We start from the raw sequence: 22,138 nt of genomic DNA, 5'->3' as shown, positions 1-22,138 counted from the left end.
CACTTTTTTTATTCTTACACGTCTCTTAGCCTATAATTTTACTTAAATCAAACATTGGTGAATACATAGCCACCATTATCACACCAACAATTAAACCGATAATAATTATTATTAAAGGTTCGAGCACGACACCTATCATCTTCGTTTGATGTTCTATTTCTTCATTGTATTGCTCTGAGAGTCTTTCAAACATGTCATCGAGCTTGTTTATTTGTTCTGCCACTTTAATCATGGAAACAAACTTATAATCATAAATGCGATATTTAGACAAACTTTCTCCCAAAGCACTTCCTTTTAAAATATCACTTTTTACTGCCTCAAGACTGGTTTCGATAGGAAAGAAATCAATCATCTTATGCGTTAAATCTAATGACATGACTAAAGGCGTTTTTGCTGATAACAGCAAACTAAGCGATTGGCATAACCGTGATAAATAGATTTTTTTGATTAAGGCTCCAAAGAAAGGAATCCGTAAAACCATTTTAGACGTAAAATGCCTATACCATTCTTTTTTCTTACTTAAGTGATGAAACGCAATAATCGCAAGAACACTAAAAATAAAAACACCAGAAAGGGTTGAAAAGTTGTGAGAAAGATTGATTATTTTTTGAGTTAGTGGTGGTAGTTCCGCTCCAAACTGTTTAAAAACAGATGAGAACATAGGCACGACATTATTCATCATAAAATACAAGACCCCAAAAGTCACTGCCAGTACAAAAGCAGGATACGTAAACACAGAAATGAGTTGCCTTTTCATTTTTATCTTACGATCAAAATACTTTTGTAATTCTATAAGTACTTTGTCTAATTTTCTGGTCTCTTCTCCTATTTTTACACTAAAATACTCATAAGCAGAGAATTTTTTACTCTGCTTCATAGCTTCGTGTAAAGACTTACCCTGCACTACTTCTTGTTTAATCGTGGTAATTAGTGCGCGATCTGTTTTGCTCTTATATTGTTCTGTAATAATTTCCAGCGCTTGCTTAAAGTCTATTCCAGACTGTATGAGTAACGCCAGTTCTTTATAGAAGCGTTCTTTTTTCTTATCTGAAAATCCAGACACAAAACGCACGTCTCGGTCTAGAAAACTCGTTTTCTTAGTTTTAGACACGCCCTTTTTAGTGTATGTCGCTAAATCAATTCCCATGCTTAAAAAATCGCTTATTTATTTGGTTTGCAACACCAACATCTTTAAAATAAACCGCTTTAAGATCTTGTTCTAAAAAATTATAAGTGAGCGTGACTTGTTTTATACCTCTCTCTAATAGTTGATTTTCCTTTTTAAAATCAAAGGCTTTTATCGCTACTGAAAAGGTGTCAATACTGGTTAGTGACCCTCTAATCAATCTATTTTTAGTATACGTGTATTTTAAACTATCCCCTTTTGATATGAGTAACAACACATTATTCGAAAACTGGATATCGTTTGCATTGTGCAAGTCTCGTTTTAAAGCGGTATCTAATTGATTGTAATTATTAATCTCCTCTGTTAAATGACTATACGCATACAACTGCTTAGACAATAAGGTAAATATAGTGTACACCATCACTATTATAATACTCATAATCGCTAGACTCATTACCACCTCTAGGATAGTAAAGGCTTTTATTTTTTTAGTTGTTGGTTTCAAATGGTTTTACTTTAACTAAATATTTAAAGGTTTCTTTTTTGTTTTTGGTTTCTACACGAAAAGCCACTTCTTTTAAAAACACACTGTAGTCATTAACCGTTTTATCAATTTTAAATGATTTATAATCATAGACTTCATCTTCAAAAGCCTGTTGTTCTATAGTTTCTAAATGTAGCTGCGTGACTTTTTGCATCGCTTTATAGTAACTCACTTCGTAATCAGAGTCCAAGAGCTTCACATAAACCATCGTTGCTATAAAAACGCAGATGGAAATAATGGCAATCGCCATGACAGATTCTATAAGCGAACTGGCCTGTAATTTATAATTCTTTAATAAGTTCATATACTCTTGTATTATTAGCAAATAGTGGCAAACCAACAAAGGCACTTGGTAACTCTTTTTTATTTATACTACCATTAACCAAATAATTCTCATAAGTACCCCCATCTGTTTTTAAATAAAACCGATCGGTATACACCGTACCCGTTACTTTGCCTTTAAGTTGGGTTTTCCCATAGCAATACACATCACCTACCACTTCTGCATCTTTTTCTATCGTTATCAAGCGCTTTAAAGACCCCTCGTAGGTATTCCCTGTTAAAACCACACCGCCTGCGATTTTACTGTGTTCATCTATAAATATTTCAATACTTTTGTCTTCATTGTCATTATTTAGATAAATACTAGAAGGGTATTGTAAATGTACCCGCTTTTCTAAATGGACTCGTGCTTTAGCAAACACTTGAACACTACCATTAAAACCAGAGCTAAACGTGACTTTTGGCGCTTTAATAAGCACGTCTTTTAATTTTGCTGTTTCTTTTATCACCAGTGAATCTTTAGACTGAATGATAAAATTTCCAGATAATGTTACCTCACTTAAATGGGTGATCCCATCAACAATAACAGTTATCGTAGGCTCATAAAAACTATTGTACAGTGGTTTATTTACAATTTCTTCGTAGTACAGTTCTCTTTCGCTCATTGTAAACCGAGCATCTGCTTTCCATTCTAATCTAGGTAACCTATCGCTAGAGTGTCCTATTTTCCCTTCTATTAACTTACCTCCCGTAAAGTTCTGGTGGCTTAAATAGGCTTGTTCCACACCATAACTAGAAATTTTAACATCGCCCACTACACGTGTTTTACCTCCTATTTTTAAAGGGGCATTGTATTCTGTTAAATACAACGCTAAGTCTTTTTCTGTTGTTTTACTCCCAATAAGGCCTGTTTTATAAAGCGTGTCGTTTTTAAAATAGGTTTTGGCTTTTACGAGATCATAGAACCCCCATTTTGATAGTGTGTAATTCGTGGTTAGTCGATTATCGTCACTAATAATACTTCCTTTAGAAGTATTTGTTGTCGTATTTAACAGGTCTATAAATTTTAGAAAACTAGAGTTGCTGTAGTTTACTAACTCGTTTTCTAAAAAAAACTGTTGTTTTAATCGGTATTGGTAATTAAAAATAAGAATAAGACTCCCACACAGTAGCGAGACCACTAAACATATAAAAATAGCATACAATAATGAACTAGCCTTTAGCATTAGTATTCTCTTTCTTACTAAACAAACGTTTTAGAAACGGCTCTTTTTTTGGTTGCTGGGTCTTTTCTTTTTTAACAGTTTTCTTTTTATTTTGTGTTAAAGGCTTTGGTGTCTTTTCTTTTAGCTCACCCTTTTCTTCCGTTTCTTTTTTCTTAAACAGACGTTTAAAAAACGACGGTTTTTCATCTATAGTAATAGAGTCTTTTACAACCTGTTTCCCTTTTTTATATCGAAGCGTATCCTTTGCAATATAATCGATCCATTTTCCGTTTTTAATATCGTTTTTATAACGCCCTCGTGTTACCACATTCCCATCATCACCATACAATTCAAATTTGCCATTCAATTTCCCATTACTATAGTGCTCTACTGTTTTTAATTGACCGTTTTTAAACCAGCTTTTCCATGTTTTGGTTTTTAGACCATGATTAAAGACGCCTTTCTCTGCTAGTTGATTGGTAATGTAATATTGTATGTACTCACCATGTAACAAATCGCCACTATACCCACCTTTAGATTGTTGAATATTATTAGACTTATACCAATAATACGTTCTACTAGTATTTGTATGCGTGGGCTCTTTAGTGACCATAAAGTCTTCTTTAAAGGTTGTGGTTTGTATCTTTTTTTGGTGCAGGGATTCTTTACTTGCACCACAGGATACTACCAGTAAAATAATAAGTAGGAGTTTTATTTTCATTCGTTTAGCTTCTAAAGCTGCGAAATTACACAATTTATTTTTCTAACAGAATAACTAGGTCTATTTCTATATTATTTTATGCATCAAAAAAGTGCGTTTTTAGCATAAAGTGGTTATTATTTACTATTTTTATAAGGTATAAGTTCTTTTATTTATTGATTTCAAGACATATTAGATTACTATCCTTTTGGGATGCTATTACCTAATAGACATAAAAGCAGTTCTAGTTATAGGTATGGCTTCCAGGGACAGGAGAAAGATGATGAGCTTAAAGGTGAAGGGAATAGTCTAAACTATACCTTTAGAATGCACGACCCAAGAGTTGGAAGATTTTTTGCGGTGGATCCGTTAGCCGCTACTTATCCTCATTATACGCCATATAGTTTTAGTGGAAATAAAGTTATTAGCCATAGAGAACTGGAAGGATTAGAAGAATACTCTAGTTTCGAAGCTTATGTTTTACATACAGGTGATGCAAAAATAACAGTTGATGATTTAGATGGGAATAATGGGGTTTGGCTAACTCAAGATAGAGTTAATGAAACTCATAGATGGAAAAATGCTATGAAATTTATTACTCAAAATGAATCATCTGAACTATTTGTTTCAAAAGGAATGACAGCAACCTCAATTGGTTATACATATGTGGAAACTCCTACAACTGACAATTATAGCTTTGGTATTGTTAGAGATTATTATAAATGGGTTCAAAGAGAAGTTGACAAAAAAGGATTTAAATCACAATGGGCTAAAGGTGCTGCTTATTTAGTCGACGAACTTGCTGACACATGGGAACTAGAGTCGGATAATAGTATAGCGACTGGAGCATTTACTCCTGGATTAGGAAAATTAATGAAAAGTTTGAATTTAGGTATTGCAAAATATGCAACTGAAAAATTTAATGACATTTTATTTGAAAAAGAAGTAGTAGATGATTGGTATAAATGGGATTCAAATTTTGTTTGGCACGAGCAAACCGTAGTAGCTTTAGATGTTTATCAAAATGCAGACAAAAGTGCTTTGTCTTTTGCAAATAGCTTAGCTACTAAATCAGGTCTTATGGGTAATATAGCTATATCTAAACATTTTTTTCCTGACTTTTCGCTTTTTGGAGTAAGCTTGCTAAGCTCAGACGATGAATTTGGTTCGGTAGGAAGATATAACATACCAATGTTTATGTTATACCCAGATAAACATCAAACAAAAAACAATACTAGCTTGAATGAAGACCAGCTTAGCGACGTAAAAAGAGCTAACAAACAAGTCAATGAATATTATGAAAAAAACATTAAAGAAAAACCTTCAGAAAAACCTAAAGGTTAAATTAGTTCTATCGTTATTATTTCTTTCTGGATGTAATCCAAAATCTTCTGAGACATTTTTTGAGTCAATATTAGATTTAAAGAAATATGAATTTTATAATGATGATTTAGTATTATTAAAAAACACCTCAATAGAGGATGGAATATTGATTTTATCATCTATAATTCAAAATGAAAGTATTGAAAAAAGAATACTTTTCTATTTTATTGATTTAGATGACAAGAAATTATTGAAGATACTAGAAAGTCCTATAGATGAATATGTTGGTTTGAGATATTCTTTAGATAATGGAATGTTTTACTTATTAAAAAACACTTCGTCAGAGACTATATATGTTAATAATATAAGGGATAAAAATGCGAAATTTGAAAAGAAGCAGTTATTTGAAGGTATAGATAAGTATACACCTTTTGAATTTAATGTAGTTGATAGAACCACATACTATACTAAGGACCTTAAAGGGGGGTGTGTTTTTAATTTTAAAAACTATATTTTTCATGAAAAATCAATATTTTCAACAGAAAATGCTGACTATAATAGCCTCTCACTCCCCTTGAAAAAAAGAAATGTTTTTTCATATCTTAAAAATGATTCATTAAATATTTTTTGCTTTTATAACAAGAAAGAGTGGCAAAAAAAAATACCTCTTAAAAAGACTAGTAACGGTACATTTTTTAATTCTAAAATTTATAATTTAAATAGTCTATTTGTAGTAAAGTATAATAACAACCTGGTTGGCTTAGACAAGATTAATGGAAAAGAGAAATGGAAAAAAACATTTAATGCAAACATTTTAAATATATATTTTTACAATGATAGACTAGTTATTATATGTAATAACCATAACAGCACAAAAGTCATTCAAGTATCAGATAATGGACAGGTTATAAAGGAAGTGTTTTTGAAAGAGAAGATAGATCATAAAAATCAAATATTTTTTTTAGAAGATAAAATTATAGTTCACGTCTCAAAATCAAAAAATTCTTCATACATATTAAATCTGACCACTAATAATTTTGAGAACATTAAAATTAATAACAATCAAGATTTAAAACAAATATTTGATAAAAGAAGTGGTAAATACTATATAAAATTTGGTGAAAATATTTACAATAAAGCTATTTAGCGAATAGATTTCTAATCTCCGTTAGATGGGATTTGTAATGAACTCCTATAATACTATATAAAAAAAAGAAGGCTTCTATTATTTTATAATAAAATTAGTAGTTGTTTAACTTCTCATGTACCTTTTCAACCCGCTCGTAAGACATATGTTTAGATTGGCGCGCTTCTGTGAAGCGTGTCTAATTTTTAAACACATTGTAAATTTACCCAAAAACCGAACTGACCAAAGAAAAAAAGATTATTCTCATTATTAATAGCTGAAAAATGCAGAATAGCTTGTAAACTAAGAGAATTAATAAGTATTCAATTTCTCATGTACCTTTTCAATCTCCTTATCCACATAGACTTGTGCATAATGGACATAACGGTTAAAGGAGTTACTGGCATGACTATGCCCACTAATTTTACGAACTAAATGCTCTGGCATTCCTAAAATTAACAAAGTAGTAATAGCAGTACGCCGCATCATGTGAGAACTCATCTTATCACAAAAACGTGTTTGCGTAATTTTTACAGCACTTTTATTAACTTGCGAGGCTTTGCCTTGCTTTTCTCGAGAGATCGCAACAGGAGTAGTAAAATCTGCTTTCTCGCCTAATAGTTTTAAGTTCTTATTAAAATTAAACAAGGTGATGTTTTTAAATACCGCTGTTTTGGCGCTTTTAGGCTCATATTTTTTATAAATGGATACAGCATAATCTGGTAATTTAATAAAACTATACGTTTTTGTTTTTTGAGATTTTATTTTTAAATACCAATCACCTTCTTGTAACTCGAAGTTTTTGTTGGTGAGATTGAAAATATCTGAATACCGCAGTCCTGTAGTACAACCAAAGACAAAAATATCTTTGATGCGTTTCAGAGTTGGGGTTAAAGACTCCTCAAAAATAGTGTCGTGTATTAAAAATTTTAACTGTTCTGGAGACAACACGAAAATTTCTACCTGTTCATTGCGGACATAAAACAACCGTTGGAAGTCACCTGTATTAATATCTTTATCGTGTTTTAGATAATTGAAAAAGGTGCGAATGGTTTTGATGTTTGCGCCAACATAGTTGTCATAACAGCCATTTTTATAAAGATATTCTGTGAATTTTTTATAAAACTTTTTCCAGTAGTTTTTCTCCGATGTTAACTCCCGTTTGTTAAGCTTAGAAGCGTCACAAATGCGCAATTCAAAACCAGCCTCTATCGAGAATTTTGTAAGATTGTTAAGTGTGTATTTGTAATTCTCTATACTGCCTTTCTTTATACGCTCTCCATTTTTTTTAAGACGCTTCCCTGTTTCCGTTTCACGAATGAATTTTTTGAATAAGGGAATTACAGGTTCTGGCTTTTTCATGGGTTCTTTTATCTGACTGTAAATGTAACTATTTTATATAATTGTAAATTGTTGTTGAGGGTGAGAGATTTTTTAAAACGAAAAGCCTTTACATTCCTGTAAAAGCTTTTTGTCTAATTTCTTTCTTACTCGACATGGCACTCGTCACAGACGAGCGCAAGCTGGGCATTACCAATAACTCCCTATTTTACTAATGCCTCCAAAGATTATTATTTGATTAGGATTAGATTTTATTCTTAAAAATTTTTCGCAATTGTTTTTTGTTTCCAAAAAAGATGTTCCTTTTTCGGATATAAAAGCGTTATTTTCCCTAGCTTTTTTAACAAAAAATTTATAATATTTTATATCTCTTCCGGAATAAACATTAAAAACATAAGCCTGTAGTTTATCTTCTTTAAAAGCAAAATAGTATTCAACTTTTCTGTTTATATTGAGTATCTTTTGATTTATAATATAAGAATAAATGGATATATCATCATCTAATTTACTATTAGAATCTTTTTTTAATTCTGGTATAATATTTTTTAAGTCAGAACAAGAAATGTTTAAATCATAGTCATTTATTCCAACTGAATTAAAATCAATCTCGCACTCATTTTCATTTGTGAAAAAAGAAAAGACAATAAAAAAAAGGAAATATTTCATATTTAATTATTTAAAAAATTTAAATCGATATAGTAGTTATTATTCAAAGCATTAATGTGAATTTTTACTTTTTTTTGCATATTTATTTTAATCCTTAAAATTGTGCTATCCATAGGAATTTGTTTCACAAATTTTTGTTCAAGACCTTTTGAATTAATATATCTACAAACCAATAATGATTGTATCTGATATTTATCTTTAACATTATACTTGGCTATCTTCAAAAATTTCAATCCATATGTTTCAGAGGACTCATAATAATTATGCTTTAATATAGTATCATTTTTTATTACTTCACAATTCTCTGCATCTAACTCAATAATTGTTCCATTATTTTTTATTCTTTCTATTGCCAATTTTTTTCCTTGCAATAAAGAAGAACTATCTGATTTCAATTTTTGATTGAGAAAAAATATAATTACACCAATTATTAATATTGTTATAAAATAATACACAAATTTATTTTTTATCTGATTTAGTTTTTGGACTTGATTCAACACGGTTTTCCGTATTGAGGTATGCTCTATGCACACGAATACTTTCTCCATCATCAGAGTATTCAATTAAAATAGCACTATCTCTTTGTAACATTGCGTTTTCATCACTCCAAATAGCATTATCTAACTCTTCTTTAGTTTTAATTTGTCCAGTTAAAAAATCACCTAATAAAGACGTTGGTAAACTTATAACTTCAAAATTATCTTTAATAACACCATTTCCTACAACATTCTGTAAAGATGAAACAGGATTGTTTCTAGATACATTTAGTACATAATCTCTTCTAGCTTCTTTTATGTCATCTATCATTTTTTGAGCTTCATTTCCTAGTAAGTCAATAACTAACCCTGCCGCTAAAGCTGGTAAGAAACCACCAGAAGAGGCTATATATGTTGTTATACCTGTTCCTAATAGAGAATTTGCATCTACTTGACCATCATTGTTAGCTGTCTCACTGACTAATGAAACTACATCCCAACCATCTCCAACTTTCTCTAAAACACTACCAAGATGTTTAAGAGACCTACTTCTAAATGCTTCTACTTGATTTATCTGTTTAGTATTGAAGTGCTGATTTCCTAAATTTCTAGCTGCCATGGTAATATCCTCAACAACAGTTCCATCTATCAACGTTACATCTCTAACTATTAACTCATTAACAGTATATATCTTACCGTTTGTTCCTTTTAATTTTCCTTTACCTAATTCTTTGTATGCAAAAGAATAAGAAAAAGCAGTTGCTTTTTCTCCAATGATTTCTAATCCTTTTGTCACTACACCTACTGAAATCGCTTCACCGTTTACTGTAGAGAAAAAAGAAGCCCCTTCTTCCTTTGGTGTAATCGCAATTAATTCTTCTCCGCCTTCAAGCTCTTTGTGAGATATAACATTGTTACCACTAAATTGATAAGGTGAATAAAAAGGATATTGTTTCGCTAAAGGGTCAACAGTAAAAAATCTACCAATTCTAGGGTCATACATCCTAAAAGTGAAATTCATAGAATTCCCTTCCCCTTTAAGCTCATCATCTTTCTCCTGCCCCTGGAAGCCATAGCGATAGCTAGAGCTACTTTTATGTCTATTAGGTAATAGCATCCCAAAAGGATAGTAATCATTGTACGCAATAACGTCTGGTGAAAATTGGTTTAAATTAACGATATCGTTACTGTTCGTCACATCAATAATAGTAACATTATCTACGTAAAAAGGGAGTGCTTCTCCAGAGTACCCACTTTCTCGTAGTCTTAGGTTTAGTCTATATGTATTGGTTTGCGTTGGTGTGAATGTGGTACTTATTGTTCCAGATTGCGTAACATATTCACTGTATAGTTTGCTGTTACCTTTCCATATTCCAAATTCTAACTGTGGTGTGAATTCAGATTTATCAATATAAACACTAACATTATATGTTTTATTAGCTTCTAAATCGTAATATCCGTTCGCGCCATTTAAATGCGCGCCAGTGACTACTTTTAATCGACCGTTTTCTACTGTCGCACTTTGAGTATTCTCACTAGCGGCCCAAGGTGTTTGGCTACTGGTAAACGTTGTCGTATACACTGGTGTACTTAACGCTCCACTTCTATTAAACAACTTTCTATCTGTGACTACACTTAATACATTACCCAAATGGTTAGATAACTCATAACGTTTATCTCCTATAAGGTTTGCATAATCTGCAAAATCTATTTGCCCTAATGGTTGCCCATACAGGTTATCTATAGCATCAATATAATCTGGTATACCATCGCCATCGGTATCTGTTCCTTGTGGGTTACCAGCAGAGGCTGTATCCTCTTCGTAGGTATAGAACCCGTCTTCATCATCGTCTGTATCTAAATAGTTTAGTATGCCATCTCCATCTAAATCGGCACGCGCACCTATGGTTGTGGTAACACCATAGTAGGTAATTAAATCTTGTGCTTCCTGATACGTGATTACGGTATCGTTATCATCATCTGGATCTAAATAGTTTGCTATACCATCTTCATCTGTATCTTCATTAATCGCATTGCCTATACCGGCAACATCAAAATCTTCATCTTTGGTTAATACAGAATCGCCATCATCGTCATCGTTTAAGAAATTTACGGCGGTTGAAGGGAACGTATTAACTATCGTATAATTTACTATTCCAGAATCAGTAGTTGTTTCTAATGCGTTATGTAAACCATTAGCACCAAAAACAGATGCATTTGTAAAATCTATAGCGCCATCATTGTTAGCGTCTACTACATTACCTGTATTTAATACACCCGATTCGTAAATATCATCGATGCCATCATCATCACTATCTAAATCCAGACTGTTTATAACCCCATCATTATCGGTATCTGTGTCAATACCTCCTGCATTCTCTACGGTATCTAAAATACCATCGTTATCATCGTCTAAATCAATGTTATCTGTTATCCCATCGTTATCTGAGTCTGGGTAAACTATAGGATCTCCACAAGCCCCATCTATCCACATCGCAGTATTCGATAAAGTCATGTTAAAGTTTATATCACCTGCTTCTTCTGTGGCCACCGTGCCTGAACCAGTATCAAATAAGTATGATCTTTGAGTGGCAACACCAGTGAAGTCTGTAGTCGAATAATTATAATAACACATGGTGTAATTAATACGAGCATCTGCACCAATGGTATTCGTGTTTAATGTTAAGATATTATCTAAACTTGGCGTGGTAGATGTCGTTGTTATTAACCCCCCATTACTCAAGCTAAAGACAACATCGTTAACCGATAAGACTGCAGTATTAGCTGTTATGCTAGTACTGTTTACTAAACTCGCTTGAAAATCAATATCCAACTGTGGTGTTGAAAAGCCTTGATTTGAGCTATAGATTACTTCTTGGTAATTAACAAAAGGAATCCCGTCTGGTCCAATAATGTTTGAAGTTTCATATCGCTTTAGTTTTATGTAAGGATAAAATAATGCACCTTCTTTTTTCACGTATAAATACATGATGTTTTGACCTCTACGCATTGGTCTACTTCTTATTATTGAGATTAGATAGTCTCCATCTGGAAGGGTATTCGTAATATTTATAGACGTTTCAATACTATAATTACCCGCTCTTAATAAATTAAAAATTCTATCATCATTCCAATACGTAATATTATTCCCTGAGAAATCCAATGCAAAACCTGAAACATCAGAGCGTTGCATAGCCTGTGTATTTATTTTAGCTAATGCACTCTCATCTATTAATCGAGGCACAATAAAGCTATTAAGTATGGGCTCTATATCGTTACTCAGTTTTTGACTTAAAGCATTATATGAAATTGATGCTATTAGATCTTCTGTACTCGTTAGCGTATCTCGGTAAGCAGAAATCTTATTAGTGATAGCCAGTATTAATTCCTCACTCCCTTGTTCTGGATAAGAAGTCTTTATCTTTTTAGCAATGATCTGTTCTAGTTCTTTTAATTGCTCTTTTTTAGACGTCTTTTTGTTTGTCTTTTTATCCCATATGCTATTAAATGCAATAGCCAGTTCTGATGCTAACTCACTAGCAACAAGATCATTTTGTGACACCCCATCTACATCTTCAAATGGCAATCTAAATTTTGTTGCTTTCGTTTCTTTTAATATGATTTCTTTTTGATCACTAGAGGCTAACAATTCATTGCTTTCTTGTAGACCTAATCTTGAGCTACCATAAATATGATGTTCTTTTAAGAACATTTTTTCTTTAGCCTTTTTACCCCCTTTAATTTCCTTTTCGTAAATGGCCATGACATTGCCTTGTGCATCACGATTATAAAAAGTAGGTGTTTGCTTTTTAATACGTCCTTTTTTATTAAAGTCGATCACGTTTTTACCAATTCGGTTACCTAAACCATCGTATTGGAAGACAATTTCTTGACGCTTAATATCATAAGGCTTATTGACCGCTCTCTTAATCACTTTTCTTACTTTCCCATCTACGCGCCATTCAATAATTAAACCTTCTGTTTTATCTTGAGTTAGCTGACCTATGGCATCATAAACGTAGTTATGTGTAGCTTCATTATTAGGATTAAAGGTAATACCTAGCTCTTCTTGTAGCACGAGTAATTGATCATCTAAATCTGAAGATACTTGTACTCGCAATGGATCACTAACAGCCGTTAACTGGTTGTTTACAATATTACCATTAGCATCTTTGTTATATAAGTATTCAAAGTTATCAATAGCAACAGTACTCCCCTCTCTTAGTGCATGTCTTGTTAAACCTGTTAAGTTTCCGTTTCTGTCGTAATTGTAAGTTGCAGAATAGGCATTGTCTTTTTGAAATTCAATTATATTCTTATCATTAACCGCCATACTACTAGCGTTCATAGATTTAATTCGGTTAAGTTGATCGTAAAAATATTGCGCATTTTGTGTAAAGGTGCGAGAATTGTTCGGCGTGATTCCATCGACACTCAAATGTCTCATGCTTGAGACCATTTGTTTAATGTTACCATTATACAAGTTGGTTGTGCTAGACTCTAAGCTACTCTTGGTAAAAATATTGGCATCGGCTCCAGGAATTCTTGACGTATAATCATTATCAAAATACTGTAATGAAAACCCATAGGCATCTCTTGCTACCGTTTCATTTGCACTCCCTAATACACCATCTTGACTGTAATCGTTTTCTGAAAGTACGGCTTCAGAATTAACAGATTTTAGCCAACCTTGAATGGTATAGATATAGTCTAATCCCTGAACTTGCTTGTTACCCAAATTCATTCTTGCCAATGGTCCATGCTCATAATATTCATAAGTAGCATCATTCTCCCAAATAGCAGCATCAGTAGAAGTTTCAATACTCACAATTCTATTATCTGCATCGTAAGTATAACGATGCATAAACTGATCCTTCTTACCTTTTTGATAGACGACACGATTCACGTTTCCGCTAATTAAATCGTATTCATATTGTAATCGCTTATATTCCTGATCACTGTTTTGAATGGCCATCTCATTATTTTGAACCACCAATTCTTTTACATTCCCATGTACATCATAATTATAGAATAATGCATTATTGAAACTATTAAGATCAATCGTACTGGTGACCACTTTATCAAAGTATAAAACTGAAGTGACTCTGTTTCTAGAATTGTATCCCTGATAGGCTGTTTCAAATAATAAAGAGGCATCACTAGTTCCTGTTCCTAACAGTAAAGGATTATCATACGTTGTATAGGTAACCTCTCTACGTTCTACAAAATTAGCATTAGAAAAATCCTGTTGTACAACGCCTGCTTTCAACAACTTACCATTATTATCTATGGTATATTGCTCTGTAACAAAAGTATCTATTTCTCCAGCCTCTGTTATTCGTCCTATTGCATCATAATTAGTATAACTAAATCTTAAACGCGCAATAGGTCTTGGCCCACTAATTACCGGGCTATATGCCTGTTCTTGCTTTGCGTTTTGCGAAGCTATAATTCTACCTAAATCATCATAAGCAAATTTTGTAATCCCGCCGTCTGGAGTTTTTTGCCAAACGAGCTGGTTTAGAGAATTATATTTATACTGTGTTGGCATTCTATGCACTGGTAACTGCGCAGGAACTGCCGTATTTGGATTTGCATCTCTAGTAATATCAATAGCATTGGAAAGTACTTCTTTCTCTTCTATTGTTAAACCATTCCCTAATCTATCAACGCCCTCTGGCGCTACGGTTTGTATTAAATTGCCCGCCTGATCGTAATAATATAGTGTGTATTGGTATTCTTTATCTGGATATTCCATAGAAAAATGCTCTACGGCATTTTCCATTGCTGCATTAATATACGCCGTCTCAAATTGATTTCTCAATTGGTCTAAGTACGTTATGTAGCTATCACGAATGTATGTTTCTATCAACGCTTGAGCGACACCATCGCAAAGGTCTACCGAGGGAACGTCTAAATAGAAACCAAACGGATTTGGTATACAAACCTTTAAACTACCGTCTTGATTTATAACTTGTGAATCTATATAATCACTCCAGGTTTGAGTGGCAATACCATTTTCATCGATATTTCCAGTATAGCCATCTATTAAAAGATGCATTTCATTGGCAAGAGTATCTAAATTATCATAGCCATAATTTACGGTAGTATTACCAAATTCACCAATGCTTAAAAATAAGGGGTGGTCAACACTGTCTACTCCTTTTTCTGTAATATAGTAAATGTAAGCGTCTGTTATGTAAGCAAAATTAGCATTACAGAAATAATCTTCATTAAATAATGGTAATAACTCATAATTTGCAATGGTAGTAGACACTTGCACTTCTACATTTATAGGAATTTGATTGCCTTGATTGTCGGTTTCTGCTCCATCAAAGTAAGTTGGTTGGAAATTCATGAATTGCATATAGGCCTCATACTTTTCGTTACAACTTAAAGGGGCTACTTGTTGCACAACACAATCTTCACAATCTTCTTCAAGGAAACGTTGTGAATTAGTGCTGTTTTTAGCAAAGGCGCTTTGCTTTGATTTTTGTCTCGCTTTGTGATTACTACTGGTAACCACTTTTTTAGCAACAATAGAATTGTCTGCAAATGCTGGTGGCGTATTGTTTTTTGTTAAAGAAGTAAGACCTCTTGCTTTATTCGAGGTTGCTGAACCTTCAACACCTGCCATATATACTAAAAGTGAATATTGAGCATCTTCCAACACACCAAGCTCATTGGTATGAACCGCATTGTGATTTAAATGTGCAATGTTACCAAAATAATCATAACCTGGACCAAAATCGTAAATATCTGCGGTGATTTTTAATTTTGTACTAAAATTAATTAAGACTCCTTCATCAAAATTATAAGGAATGCTATCATTCCATTTTGGATTTATAGAGTTACAACTAGAGGATGGAGATTCACCAGTGATGTTAATATAACCAGACGGTAAGTTTACTCCTGACCAAATATCTGTTTTTGTTGTCGTCATGGTGATAGAATTATCAGAAGACTGCAAGGAGTTAAAATTAAAATCAAAGGCCTTATTTACAGCATTAAAGTCATAATTAATATAATCCATTTGGTAATTTGCTGAATAAAAACCACTTTGAGATAGCATATCACTAGGCGGACAAATAACAAATCCAAAAGCATCATTATCAAAACTTGTGGTGACAATTAATCCATTAGCAGTTGTATACTCTACTCCATTAATAGTTAATTTTGCACTGCTATAATCACTTGACTCTGAATAATCACTTGAATTAATATAGAAGTCAAAATCGAACACTTCACCTACAGCAAATTTAACGCTAGGCACTTTAAAGGTAACATCATCATATAAGATAACATTATTTGTGCCTGCATTAGATACTTGCTTTCTTAGAGACACTTCTGGGTACATATACTTAACTGGTCCAGGTACCTCATCATCACAATCTTGTATTTGTTGATAAGCACCATCTAAGAATGAGGTTAAATCTGATTTAAAATCAAAATCTGTATTAAATTTAATATAATCAGAAGTTGCTATTGAATTATTCATTTGATAATCAATTACAGGTCTATCAAAAAGAGTCGCCAAATTAGTATTTGTAAAGGCATCTGCTGTGTTGTTAGTCTGTTCAAAAATAATAAAGAACGGTTTTATATTTTTGTCAAGAATAGCCTCTTGAAAAAGTATCTTATTAAGACTTACGTTATACTGGCTCACTAAATAGAAAACCGTTTTTAAACTTTCACCATCATAATCTTTGTTTAATATATCTTGGTTTATAACATCAAATGCATAACCATACGTTGAATTTTGAAGTTGTAAAATTGTTGATAATCCGCCAACATGTATTTCACTACCGGCATCAACAGGAAGTGTCGCTCCTGAAGAATTTGTTGACTGAGGTAGAGCATCACTCATGAGTTGATTATTTGCTCTTAGTCTTACGCCTCCACCAGAAATGGCATCGTATCCAGTAAAATATAGGTCCTCTAGATTATTATTTACAAAATCTACGATGGCGTTACCAATATTCTCTCTATCAAAACCATTCGTTATATTGTTAGCTCCCATACCAGGAACGATACTTGCAAAAGCGATGTGTTCAGGAACACATGGTACTGTATCATTTTCACACTCTTTAATCTTAATACCATCAATACAAATGGCTCCTCTTTCACTTATTGAATTATTAATATCTGAATAAGCTATGAAGCTAAAATCTGAAACTATATTTTCTGTTGGCGTATATTCAAACTCTACACGTTGCCAATCGTTTGATGTTGTGTTAGAATATCCTAATAATGGAGATAAAAATTGCTGTCCATTAGACAATTGTAACTTAATTCCCAATTCTCCAACAGGATTGCCTTGTGAAGGACCAGAGTGTTGTCTACCAAGATTGGCCATATAAAACGAAATTTTATATGTTTTCCCAGTTTCTAAATTGTAATTTGAAGATTTTATTCCGTCTGAAAACTGTAAATACCCTTGATTATATGCCATACTAATGAAAACGCCACCATCAGGAGACGCCTTATGATCTGGCAAAACGTAGCTAGAGCCAGTTCCTGTACACTCATTGAAGAAATTTGCCGGATAGTTAGTTTTTGGCAACCAAAAATCTACGTGATTATTAGTATTAACCCATTCTGTTTGAGAAATCCATGTGAAATTTGAATTACCTGTTAAACATGGTAATGCATTCGTTTCAGAATGAGTATCTATATAAGTTTGTAAACTATTATAAGCAGACTCAAAACCATCCTCTAAAACAGTTGTACAGCCCTCTTCTTCAATACAACAACTTAACAAGTTATTATCAGTCTGTTCTATAAGCGCATTAAATATTTGACCATTGTAGACTAATAAAAAGTTATCACCCTCATCAGGGATTATTTCAATGGTATTTGATAACGTATTTGTATTATTACTTAACCTCGATGGATAATAAGTTATAGTTACGTTATAAAACTCATTCGGGTCATTCTCTGAAACAAAAGACAGTGTAGTAATAGCAGTGCCATTAGGACCAAGATTATTATGCGTAAAGCTTGCAGTAATACACTCTGGCATGTTGAAATCATAGATTCCTTCTAGATTTTCATAGGTGGTATGCCAAAAGCCGCCATTATTATCTAAGTACATTAGAAAATCTGCAAAATCGTTTAATACAAAATTGGAAAAATCTTTCTCTGCTGGGGTATCACAATCTGAAGGTAATTCTGTTTGACATTCCGGAATACAATTTAACAAGTTAACACATGTAGTTCCCTTAAATACGTATTCTTTAATCGTACCGTTAGATAATTTTACTTTACCCAATAATTGATAAGCATAGGTACCATCGACCGTTACCGCTACATCGTGAAAAGAATGCGACAGACTCAACAACTCCCAAGAGCTACCTATATTATTCCATGAATGTGAAGCATTCCAACTTTGATTTTCTGGCAAGTTTAAGGTTATCGGTTTATCACAAATACTTTCTAAAGAGGTACTAATAACTAATTCATTGCTATTGATGACGTTGTTTATTGTTAATCCATTAGCATCTGCTTCTTCCCCACCTAAAGCTGTGAATAAGTCTAATACCATGAATCCATCTTCATATAGGTATGGACTTGCTAAGTTATTTTTAGTTAGAAACCCATTCAAAAACAGCTCTAGATCCACTTGTATTTTACACTTACCTGTCTCTTGATAATAATTAGGAATCACACTGCCATCAACCGTTGGAGGATCTGTTGAAACGTCTACCCCTAAATCATTAAATAGAAAATCTGAAGGAATAAAACGCTTTTCATATAAGTCAGTACCATCTGTTCCTACATCTCCATAAAGAGCTGAAGAGGGAGAAGTACATAATTGAAGTGTAGCTGGTGCGTCATTATATTGAGCAATAGTACTTTGCTGTGTATACGTTTGTATTAAAGACATGTAGTCTGCAATCGTTCTATCTTCACCTCCAAGACAAGGATTATAACAGCCATTTTTCTCAGCATGGATTGATATAAACACATCATACAACCTTGTTTTTAAGCCTTGGTAAAAGCCTTTATATAGGTTCCAAAACGTTTGTCTTTGTTCAGGATTTAAGCTTCCAAATGAATAGGGTCCACAGGTCGTTGCTAAATTCCCACATTTTACCATGGTATAGGCTAACTGTGCCATAGAAACACCTGTACCATCGTAATTAGTTCCCATCGCTTCTCGCATGAGTGCTTTACGTTGTGCAGCGTAATTATTGGTCGCTTCACCTATATAGTTCACGTTAAAAAACGGATCGCTATTAACAATGTTAGTGTTACTGGACGCGGAAGCAGGAATGAAACCTGCCGTTTGTGCCTCAGTATAAGTTATAGTTGTACTTAAAAGGGTATCAAATTCAAAAGAGGTCGTGCTTTGGTAATTATTGGCACAAATAGATTCATTATAGGCTAAATAACAATATTCTGGATGGTATGGCAATAAGGCCTGTGACCAATCTGTTTTCCAATTGGTTACAAAGTCTGTTACATATCTTAGGTCTTTAGGGTTTATGTAATATTTACTATCTATTAAGTCCCCATAGGCACCACTAAATGTAGACCCTAAACTTGGTTCTTGCACAAGTGCTCCAGAATCATCAACTGCTATAGCTGGTAACCATTGGTCATTTACCCAATTCACTTCAATTACAGAGTTAAATCCATCTTCTTGATAAGGTGTAACAGGATTTCTCCATGTAAATGTATGGGCTGTATTTGCTGGATCGTTAATATTACCTTGATAATATAATTGATTGGCATCATTAAAAACACTTAATTGATCGACAAAAATGATGGGCTCTACAATGGCTTCATCTGCATCATAAGTTAAGGTGTAGTCTAATCTACCATATTGACCATAGGGGCTCATGTCTGATAATAGCATGGCTGAATTAACATCACAGGTTTGTGATTCTGTACACAAGTCTTCTAAAATGAGGAATGATTCCTGCAATTCTGCAATGGCAATGGTCACATTACTATCGCTAGACGTAAAAACACCACCAGACTCTGTATAGGCGTTTGCACCAAATAAGGCGTTTAATTTTTCTGTCATAAAAATGGTCCTCCCATTTGCAACAGATTCGCAATTTACTTCATCACAATCGATACTTATAAACTGAGGAATAAACGCTTCCTCTGTTAAAATACAACCATCAGGAGCACTGTTTAAAAAGTTATTCCATGCGGCATTCAGGTTTTCTTTATTCACTGTCAAGCGCTTAGAAATACCATATTCTCCAGTATTCCACACTCTATCAATTGGATTGCCTGTAGCTTCCGTTCTCGAAAAAGATTCCATTTTATTTTCTGAAATCAATTCAGAATTACAATCGTCACTCAATGCTATGGCTATATCATAAACGAATGGAAAAGTAATGTCTCCACATGATTCATTAAAAGTAAAATCACCAGTGTTTTCTAATTCATATTCCAATCTGTAGTCAGAAAAATTCTCGATAACAACAATTTGCTTATCAACTCTTAAACCATCTTGTAGAACACCAAAATTACCTGTAGCGTATCTGTTATTGTTATCTTCGCTAGTATCTTTATCTCCTTGATTCAATTTATTTAATAAATCTGATGCTACTCTATCATGCAATTCTAATGCAGCATCAATTTCATCATCTAATGGCAATAATATGGCTTGTTGAAGTTCCGGATTATTTGGGTCTGTTTTACTAGGATTTCCTCCAGCCAAAGCTGTAGCAATCGTTCTTCCTTGCGGATCTATATAACTAACACTTACTTGCCCGTTAGGGTCTACTACAACATTCTTTTTGTAATGCTTGTAATTCCCCACCTGGTATCCAAACAATCGGTTTAATTCTAAAGCAGAATTTGGTTGAGAATAGTAATATTTCATCTCATGATTGCTACCTATTTGGTGTTGTACTCCAACACCGCCTTTACTTCTTATTCTACCTGTATTATCTGGCGTATAAACGATTTGACTAAACGGAAAATTCTGTGCGTCTGGTACTAAATCCTGAAAAGGCTTGGCTGAATTAGGCGTATTATTAGAAGAATAATACTTACTTGAACCCGAAATATCAGACATACCAAATAAGTTTACCTCACAAGTTGGATCCTCTTCTGTTGAAACAGGGGTATCCCAATCAAAATCTTTAGGTGAATAAATGGCAAGGTTGCCGGTTGTGGGATCTACTACCTGTTCACTGATATTAAAATTTGGGTAGTACTTTATTTTATTATTATCTGTAGGAACTGGAAGTACTTCAATAGCTGGTCTTCCCTGCATATCGTATATAACTTCTCCAACTACCGCATTGTCATCACTATTAATTTTCGTTACGGTTTGACGGTTTCTTAGTGTTCCATCAAAATAACTAGCCACCGATTTATTTTTACCGTCCTCGGCATAACTGGTTTGAAATTGCCAGTTTTTATCTTGTTCATGAGAATTTAAAAGCAGATACACATCAGACCAATCACCTACTTTTATTTCGCCATTATTACCAGACGTCCATGGGCCAAAATAGCGTTTAGTGATATCTTCTGCAAAACGCGTGACTGCTCTTAATCGATAAATAATATAACCTCTAGAATAAATTAAAGGAATCTCATATGATGTACCTTTAGTTTCTATTCGCGTACTATTTAATTCGAAGTCTCTACTTGAAAAATCGATATCGGAAGCCAAACGTACAGGCGTATTAAATCCATAACTATCTATCCACGTCCACTCTAATTCATATTCTTCAGCAGCATTTAATAGGGCACTACTAGAATTTGACCAATCAATATTTAAAGAACACGGTTCTGAAGCTGACGGTAATTCTTGGTACGATAACGAAGGTAGTGTATCTGGAGGTAATTGATAATAACGGTCTACTTTGAGACCTAATTCAATAGATACATTATCTGGAATGCTGTTCATACCCGCCCCATTAGAACTAAAGGCTACCGATGAGTTTACCACTATTTGTATTCCATATCTATTTTTTATTTCAAAATAGACTTCGTCAACGTATTGAAAATTACCTGCGTCTTTATTATACTCAATTTCAAATATTTTTTGCTCAGCTGCCGCTGTTTCTATCGTGCCATCTGGTAAAATAGGGTAAACAGTAGCGTTTAGCACATAGGTGAAATTACTATTAAATGGTATATCGTCATTAATTTTTAATGTTAAATATGCGGTAGGATTAACAGAAGTAACATTAACAGCACCTAATTCTGGATCCACAAATTGGTAGGTCGATGGCATTGTATTTACAGCAATGGCTCCATTTGAAAATTGCTTTTCGTTAGCAAAGCTGAAAAAAGTAATGCAAAAGACTACTGCGGGTAAAATATTATTTTTTAGATAAACTAAATAATTCATGTGGCTAAATTTTGATCCGTTA

The 22,138-nt window shown here is 33.3% G+C and carries 11 protein-coding genes; 2 read left to right on the top strand and 9 right to left on the bottom strand.

From position 1 onward, the window contains the following. Nucleotides 1–25: 25 nt before the first annotated feature. The 5 genes from GQ46_RS00090 to GQ46_RS00070 are packed head-to-tail and all read right to left on the bottom strand — an operon-like array spanning nucleotide 26 to nucleotide 3,878. Complete coding sequence (locus tag GQ46_RS00090) at nucleotides 26–1,147, bottom strand: type II secretion system F family protein (RefSeq protein WP_044397252.1); 1,122 nt, start codon at nucleotides 1,145–1,147, stop codon at nucleotides 26–28. Continuing rightward, nucleotides 1,137–1,631 carry a type II secretion system protein J gene (locus GQ46_RS00085; protein ID WP_044397250.1) on the bottom strand — a complete coding sequence of 165 codons (495 nt, stop codon included), beginning with the start codon at nucleotides 1,629–1,631 and terminating at the stop codon, nucleotides 1,137–1,139. Before GQ46_RS00085 ends, GQ46_RS00090 begins: the two co-directional genes overlap by 11 nt. After that, the gene (locus GQ46_RS00080; protein ID WP_044397248.1) at nucleotides 1,615–1,974 is read right to left on the bottom strand and encodes a hypothetical protein; all 360 of its coding nucleotides are present in this window, start codon (nucleotides 1,972–1,974) and stop codon (nucleotides 1,615–1,617) included. The genes GQ46_RS00085 and GQ46_RS00080 overlap by 17 nt, the downstream gene beginning before the upstream one ends. Continuing rightward, nucleotides 1,952–3,178, bottom strand: coding sequence for a hypothetical protein (locus GQ46_RS00075; protein ID WP_044397246.1), 1,227 nt, complete (start codon nucleotides 3,176–3,178; stop codon nucleotides 1,952–1,954). Before GQ46_RS00075 ends, GQ46_RS00080 begins: the two co-directional genes overlap by 23 nt. After that, nucleotides 3,165–3,878, bottom strand: coding sequence for a toxin-antitoxin system YwqK family antitoxin (locus GQ46_RS00070; RefSeq protein WP_044397244.1), 714 nt, complete (start codon nucleotides 3,876–3,878; stop codon nucleotides 3,165–3,167). The genes GQ46_RS00075 and GQ46_RS00070 overlap by 14 nt, the downstream gene beginning before the upstream one ends. A 168-nt stretch (nucleotides 3,879–4,046) precedes the next feature. On the opposite strand from GQ46_RS00070, the gene GQ46_RS16975 reads away from it, so the two are divergent. Together GQ46_RS16975 and GQ46_RS00060 are read left to right on the top strand one after the other, a co-directional pair. Beyond that, the gene (locus GQ46_RS16975) at nucleotides 4,047–5,201 is read left to right on the top strand and encodes an RHS repeat domain-containing protein (RefSeq protein WP_255350647.1); all 1,155 of its coding nucleotides are present in this window, start codon (nucleotides 4,047–4,049) and stop codon (nucleotides 5,199–5,201) included. Beyond that, nucleotides 5,155–6,327 carry a hypothetical protein gene (locus GQ46_RS00060; RefSeq protein ID WP_156133060.1) on the top strand — a complete coding sequence of 391 codons (1,173 nt, stop codon included), beginning with the start codon at nucleotides 5,155–5,157 and terminating at the stop codon, nucleotides 6,325–6,327. Before GQ46_RS16975 ends, GQ46_RS00060 begins: the two co-directional genes overlap by 47 nt. A gap of 291 nt (nucleotides 6,328–6,618) precedes the next feature. On the opposite strand, the gene GQ46_RS00055 is transcribed toward GQ46_RS00060, so the two are convergent. The 4 genes from GQ46_RS00055 to GQ46_RS00040 all read right to left on the bottom strand — a co-directional run bounded on the left by GQ46_RS00055 (nucleotide 6,619) and on the right by GQ46_RS00040 (nucleotide 22,116). Then, nucleotides 6,619–7,668, bottom strand: coding sequence for a tyrosine-type recombinase/integrase (locus GQ46_RS00055; RefSeq protein WP_044397239.1), 1,050 nt, complete (start codon nucleotides 7,666–7,668; stop codon nucleotides 6,619–6,621). Nucleotides 7,669–7,836: 168 nt separating this feature from the next. After that, nucleotides 7,837–8,313 carry a hypothetical protein gene (locus GQ46_RS00050; RefSeq protein ID WP_044397237.1) on the bottom strand — a complete coding sequence of 159 codons (477 nt, stop codon included), beginning with the start codon at nucleotides 8,311–8,313 and terminating at the stop codon, nucleotides 7,837–7,839. Nucleotides 8,314–8,315: 2 nt separating this feature from the next. Further along, a complete protein-coding gene (locus GQ46_RS00045; protein WP_156133059.1) occupies nucleotides 8,316–8,708 on the bottom strand; it encodes a hypothetical protein in 393 nt (130 codons plus the stop codon). A gap of 64 nt (nucleotides 8,709–8,772) precedes the next feature. Next, entirely contained in the window at nucleotides 8,773–22,116 is a 13,344-nt protein-coding gene (locus GQ46_RS00040; RefSeq protein ID WP_044397233.1) for an RHS repeat-associated core domain-containing protein, read from the bottom strand. Nucleotides 22,117–22,138 lie beyond the last annotated feature (22 nt).

The organism is Lacinutrix sp. Hel_I_90, assembly GCF_000934685.1.
In the GTDB taxonomy this organism is placed as follows: domain Bacteria; phylum Bacteroidota; class Bacteroidia; order Flavobacteriales; family Flavobacteriaceae; genus Lacinutrix.
Note: the sequence above shows the minus strand (reverse complement) of the source record. Positions and strands in the feature narration are given on the sequence as shown.